The sequence below is a fragment of the Aquicoccus sp. genome, assembly GCF_041686535.1.
GTDB lineage: Bacteria > Pseudomonadota > Alphaproteobacteria > Rhodobacterales > Rhodobacteraceae > Aquicoccus.
Map to the genome: position 1 here is coordinate 1 of NZ_JAWLDS010000136.1, position 5,542 is coordinate 5,542.

Annotated in this window: 5 protein-coding genes; 3 read left to right on the forward strand and 2 right to left on the reverse strand. The window is 64.9% G+C overall.

The annotated features are described in order from the left end of the window. Window positions 1-21: 21 nt before the first annotated feature. Both ACESL9_RS16595 and ACESL9_RS16600 read right to left on the reverse strand, forming a co-directional pair. The gene (locus ACESL9_RS16595; protein ID WP_372675241.1) at window positions 22-372 is read right to left on the reverse strand and encodes a hypothetical protein; all 351 of its coding nucleotides are present in this window, start codon (window positions 370-372) and stop codon (window positions 22-24) included. A gap of 452 nt (window positions 373-824) precedes the next feature. Then, window positions 825-950 (reverse strand): hypothetical protein, encoded by a 126-nt coding sequence (locus ACESL9_RS16600; protein WP_372675242.1) that lies wholly within the window; start codon window positions 948-950, stop codon window positions 825-827. 171 nt (window positions 951-1,121) lie between these two features. Between ACESL9_RS16600 and ACESL9_RS16605 the strand changes: the two genes are divergently transcribed. From ACESL9_RS16605 to ACESL9_RS16615, 3 genes are all read left to right on the forward strand, one after another. Continuing rightward, on the forward strand, window positions 1,122-1,649 hold the full coding sequence (locus ACESL9_RS16605) for a hypothetical protein (protein ID WP_372675243.1): 528 nt from the start codon (window positions 1,122-1,124) through the stop codon (window positions 1,647-1,649). An 82-nt stretch (window positions 1,650-1,731) separates the two neighbouring features. Beyond that, window positions 1,732-2,739, forward strand: a complete 1,008-nt coding sequence (locus ACESL9_RS16610) for a hypothetical protein (protein ID WP_372675244.1) — start codon at window positions 1,732-1,734, stop codon at window positions 2,737-2,739. 74 nt (window positions 2,740-2,813) lie between these two features. Beyond that, window positions 2,814-5,072 carry an AAA family ATPase gene (locus ACESL9_RS16615; protein WP_372675245.1) on the forward strand — a complete coding sequence of 753 codons (2,259 nt, stop codon included), beginning with the start codon at window positions 2,814-2,816 and terminating at the stop codon, window positions 5,070-5,072. Window positions 5,073-5,542: the final 470 nt, after the last annotated feature.

A 5,542-nucleotide genomic window follows, 5' to 3' on the forward strand; every position in this document is an offset into this window, starting at 1 on the left:
GGACTTCTTGGTAGGCGAGATTCAGCGCGCCGCGTTGTGACTGCGCGCCCCACGCGCGATCTTGCGGGCGCGGTCCAGGGTGCTGGCGGTCCTGCGGGCCTCTTTCAGCTCCGCCTCGAGCCGCTGGAAGATGGGCAGGTAGACCTCGTCGTCTATCACCAGCGCCGCGACGGTTTCGAGGGCCCGTTCCAGACGCGCGACGGTGACCTTGCCTTCACCCGCAGTGCCACGGGTGCAAGGCCGGGGCCATGCGCTCTTGTGGGGCTGCGGGGCGCCGTTGGGCAAGACAAGTCTCTTTCGTTCGCGCAAGCGCGTTTCTTGAAACGGCTCGCGCTGATCGGCGAGCCCGGGGACCAGATGTATGGGGCGCATGGGGACGTCCCGTGGGTCTTTATTAACATGCCGGACCGCGCATAACGCGCTGAAATCAGTCCGGAGTTTCGTATTTTTGTGGATAACTCGTCTGCCGGGCCTGTCCGGAAAAGCCGTAACGGGGCGATCATGGAAGGCCGGGATGACTGACCGGGGCTCGGGGATGATCCTGTCTTGGCGCGCAGATACGGGCCGAGTGTTACCTGCGCGCCCGCGCCTGACGGCGCGGTTTCATAAAAAAGAGGGATGGGGAGGAGAGCGCAGGACCCGGGCTCCAAGAAGGTCGCAAGAGCTGAACGCGGACTGATCAGGGGAGCGTCGTGGGCTCAGCAGAGCAAGAACGGTCAATGGAGTAAACCGGACAGGGCCTGTCAAGGGTGTGGTCGCATTAGAGCCGTCTGTCCAGAGATCGGAAAGGCCTCAGAATGGCGGCGTCACGGGTGAAAGTGCGGTTATTCGTCGGCAGCTTCAGCCGCTGCCAGACCCTTCTCGATTAGCTGACGTATCGCTTCGTTTTCTGAGCCTAACCGGTTTCCGAAGCGATAGTCGGATATCCGCTCGGACATCTCCTCGGTCATGCCGACTAGCTTCTTTACGGGGTATGAAGGTTTTCTGCTCATGAAACACAAATAATCTGCGCACGCATCATTGACAATAGTGGATTAAATCGCATATGCGATATACGCGGAACAAGGAGGTGCTACCAACACCTCCCCGCTCCTGACCACGCCATCTGATAGGAGATGACCATGGCTACTTTTCCAACTACCACGCCCACCGGCGTGGTGAAAAGCGCTTCGCGCGCCCAGCCCACCCTTTCGCCTGTCGCGCATCGATTTCGCGGCGTGTTGCGCGCGATGGATGACCTCGTCGCGGCCGAGCGCGACCTTAACGACTACTCCGGACAGGATCCGGCGCTCGACGCGTGGATCCGCGACGCCGAGCGCGCGCGGCGGACCACGCTGGACGTAATCAGCGTGCTGGGCGCCCTCCCGGCGCTCGGGGCTGGCGATGCGCCGCTCCTGCGCATTGCGCGCCTCTTTCGTACTGTCATGGTCTCGGATGATCCCTCACTGGTGGCCTATATCCGAGCCCGGGCCGCGGAGACGGATCGCTTTCTTCTGACGTGGGGTCCGCCGCTGAATTTCAGGCTAAATCAGCTGATCCTTGAGGGCCTCGAGCGGCTCGAGCGCTTTGCTGCGCTTGATGATCACGATCCGGATGATGCCGGTCATCAGTTTGACGGGGCAGACGTAATGCCCGTGCCGGCGTTCTGATCTTTCAACACGTGTAACGGCCTTTCGGGCGCAGGGATCCCTGCGCCCCGGCCTTCCCATGTCGAAAATCAGGAGATCTTCCATGTGTGACAAAACGAGCCGGACCCTTGTCCGGGCGATGCCCCGCGTCGTCGTTCCGGGCAAATCCGACCCGCTCCATATCCCGCATCGCTCGCGCCATGTGCCACCGGACGCATGGTGCGACTACCCCCAACCGATCCCGCCGGCTTGGACCGAGCTGGCCGCGCGCCGCGGCTTCCGTATCGCTCGACGTGTCCGGGATCGGTATCACGTTGTGCTCGAGTGCCTCTCCTGTGGTGCGCACACGGCCGTGAAGGTTTTCACCGTTCGTGATGCCGCTGTTCGATGCGGGGGATGCGCCGCCCGTGCCCGGGAACAAAACGCACAAGGGGCCGGCCTGACGTTCCTGCGCCGCGATCCCGAGTCGCGGCACTACGGGTATTTTCGCGCGCCGTGCGGACACACGGTCAGACGCCAGTTCGAGCTGATCCAGCGTGTACGAGATGGAAAAACCGGCCTTCGCTGTTCGGTCTGCCTTGTCGCGCGCGAGCAGGACGAGGCGCGCGCGCATGGATGGGACCGGATCGGTCCGGACCCGGTGGGCAACGCGAATTACCGGCACTATCGTCACCCCTGCGGCCATGTGCAGCGCATCGCGCGCGGCAACATGCAGCACGGACAGTGCGACTGCGCGCGGTGCGGCGAGAGCTGGTCGTCGAAACCATCCACGATCTATCTGGCTCGGATTTCCTTGCCCGGACTGGCGGGGGACGTGATCAAGTTCGGCTACAGCGCGCACCCGCACAAGCGCTTCAAGCATCAACTCGGCCTGCCGAAGTCCACCCGGGTCCGGTTTCTGCGGCTGCTCGATATGCCGTCCGGGCACGCGGCCTGCGCGGCCGAGAAGGCCGCGAACGCGTGCCTTGCCCGCAATCACCCAGATCTGGTGGTGCCGCAAGCGATCTACGGCGGACTGATCAACGTCCGCTCCGAGATCTACTGGCCCGCCCTGCGTCCCGTAATCGCGGCCGAGATGGACCGGATCTCCAGACAGACGTCCGCAAGCTGACCCGCCTGTCTTTGTCACGGCAAGCCGCCCGAAAACGCGGCGTGCGCAATTCTTTTCCTTACCAAGAGGTTCCCATGACCGACAGCCTTGACGCCACCCCCGCACAGCCCGCGCACGAATGGCGCGCCTTCGCGGATCTCATCCTCGCGATCCTGTCCGAACCGGCCTACCGCAATTTCACATGCCTCGCAGTTTCCGGCCGGGAGAAAGCCGACGAGGAAGAGGTCGACCGCGCACCGCGTGATCACAGCGCGCGCAAGACCCACACCACGTCCGCAGGTCCGGGGGACACGCATGATGTGAACACGCTGCTCGACTGGGTCGAGAGCGAAGCGGCTGGCGATCATCTTCCGCCCTGTCCGGACACCGTGCCGGCGGCCGCGTCCAAGTACACCCCACGCGTGCCCGTGATGATGCACGTGCTGCGGCTGGCGCGGACGTTCCGGACACCCGAGGGGTTCCAAGAGACGGTTGCGAAGCCGGGCGCGGTCACGGCCCTGTCCGGGATCGATCCCGGACAGGAGGATCTGATCTGTCGCCTGCTCGACGCGATGGTCTGGCGCGAAGAGTTGTGTCCGGGCAAGCCGCAGGTGCATTTGAGTTCCGTCGACGACGCGGTTGCCCAAGGGCGCCGGCCGGACAAGCTCCTTTTCGATAAATTCTCCGAGCCTTTCGGGAATGCACTGGAACACGGCCATCCGATCCTGATCCCTCACAGCTCGCACGCGTCGCTTACCGAGGCGCTGCGGCCCGTCTTGACGGCGCACATCCCTCTTGCCACGTTCGAGGCCGACATGTTGCTGGCGATCCTGACGCGGGTTTATCCTGGATGCCGCTTGTCCGGAGCGGATATTCGGACGCGGATGCCGGACGCGGACATCGAACGGGTGAGCGCACAAGACCTGACGCTGGCGACCCGCGCGCCTACGCCGGATGAGTCCCTTTCACGGCTCCGCCGGACAAGGCAGGCGCCCCGGGAAACCACACCCGGCCTGTCCGCGTTTCCGCTCGCCCCGCACATCCGCGCCCCGATCGAGCAGATGCTGTCCGACCTCCATGCCTGGCAGGCGGGCGAAATCAGCTGGCGGGACGTGAGCCGCGGGATCCTGCTTGCTGGACCGCCCGGCTGCGGCAAGACCGAGATTCCGCGGTTGCTCGCACGGGAAGCCGGGGTGGCTGTCCACGCAAGCTCGCTTAGCCAATGGCAGTCCGGCGGGGCCCGCTCGTCGGACTTGTTGCGAAATATGCGCCAGTTCTTTGATGATGCCGGCAAGGCAGGCCCCTGCATCGTCTTCATCGATGAGCTCGATGCGATCGGGGATCGTGACCGTCCTCACGATCACAATTCGAGTTGGACGGACTCAATCGTCGGCGGGCTGCTCGAATGCTTGGATGGGTTCGATGACGCGCCGGGGGTCATCGTGATGGGGGCGACGAACCATCCGCGGAAGATCGACGCTGCGCTCAGACGGCCGGGACGGTTCGACCGGACCCTGGCCATGGGTCAGCCGACGCCCGACCTGCTGACTCAAGCGTTCCGTTGGCACCTGGGCGACGACCTCGCCGAGGCTGAGCTTGCCTCGCTCATCGGGATCGCGACCGGGATGACCGGTGCGGAAATCGCGGCAAGTGTCCGGGACGCGCGCGGAATGGCCCGCAGGGCACGGCGCGCCTTGAGCCTTGATGACCTGCGATCATCCATCACTGACCGTCGACCGCCGCTCGATCCCTCACTAAGATGGCAGGTTGCGATTCATGAGTGCGGTCACGCGATTCTCGCGCAGGCCACCGGGCGGGCCACGGTCACCCTGCTGACCCTGAACTCGGTGGGCGGTGAGGCGGGCATGATCGCCACGCCCTCGGGGCTTCACCTTGAAGATCTGCAGGCGGACCTCGCATGCTTGCTCGCCGGACGAGCCGCCGAACGGCTGGTCCTCGGCCGTCCCAGCGGCGGGGCGGGCGGCCCCGAAGACAGCGATCTCGCCGAGGCCACGCGACGCGCTGTCGGGATCGAGATGAGCTACGGGCTTGGCGAGTCCGGGACCGTCTGGCACGGCCCGCCGGAGCGCGCGACCGAGCGGCTGCGATTCGACCCCGATCTGCGGACCCGGGTCGGTACAAGGCTCGATGCCGCCGAGGACCATGCCCTGGCGGTACTTGCGGAAAACAAGTCGGTGCTCAAGACCATGGCCGAAAGCCTGGCGCAGTCCGGCGCCTTGACCGATGAGGGCCTGAGTTTTTTCAAGAAACGGGTGACCGCGCTGCCGGATCCCGATCTTGCAGAAAGCGAGGCCGGCCGGAGATGGCCGCAGGCACAACGGGATCCCGGCTGATGTGGGTCATCGGCGTTCGTGAGCTATAATCATCGATGACCCGCCACAAATTCCACATGCCCCCCCCCGTCAGCACCGCGCGGACACGCGCTCGACGAGGCGGGACCCGCTATGGTTCAGGCGGCCATGAGCGCCCCGGCGCAGTGCGCTCACCCCGAGCTTACAAACCCAGCACGATCGGGGCCCCGGTCTGATCTGGCGCGCCGTCCATAGGGCGGCCGCCTGGGAAGAGTGACTTAAAGGGGGCCATGTCGAACGGATCTCGACCGGGAGCGGGCAACAGACTTTCGCTGCACCGTCCGCGAGGGTCGGCAATGCGCAGGGAGCCGACCCTGCAAAACTGCAAACTATGGTCGCCTTTCACGATACACCCGGCCCTGACCCGCCGCTCGCCGACATGCCCAGTGCTGCGCCGCAGCTTCACGAGACCGGCCGTTCATGTATTGCGCAGCATTTTCGATGGGCAAGCG

Bases quoted from the DNA above. Each gene is read 5' to 3' on its own strand.
- ACESL9_RS16595 (WP_372675241.1), bottom strand. From the start codon at position 372: ATGCGCCCCATACATCTGGTCCCCGGGCTCGCCGATCAGCGCGAGCCG.
- ACESL9_RS16605 (WP_372675243.1), top strand. From the start codon at position 1,122: ATGGCTACTTTTCCAACTACCACGCCCACCGGCGTGGTGAAAAGCGCT.
- ACESL9_RS16615 (WP_372675245.1), top strand. From the start codon at position 2,814: ATGACCGACAGCCTTGACGCCACCCCCGCACAGCCCGCGCACGAATGG.
- ACESL9_RS16610 (WP_372675244.1), top strand. From the start codon at position 1,732: ATGTGTGACAAAACGAGCCGGACCCTTGTCCGGGCGATGCCCCGCGTC.
- ACESL9_RS16600 (WP_372675242.1), bottom strand. From the start codon at position 950: ATGACCGAGGAGATGTCCGAGCGGATATCCGACTATCGCTTCGGAAAC.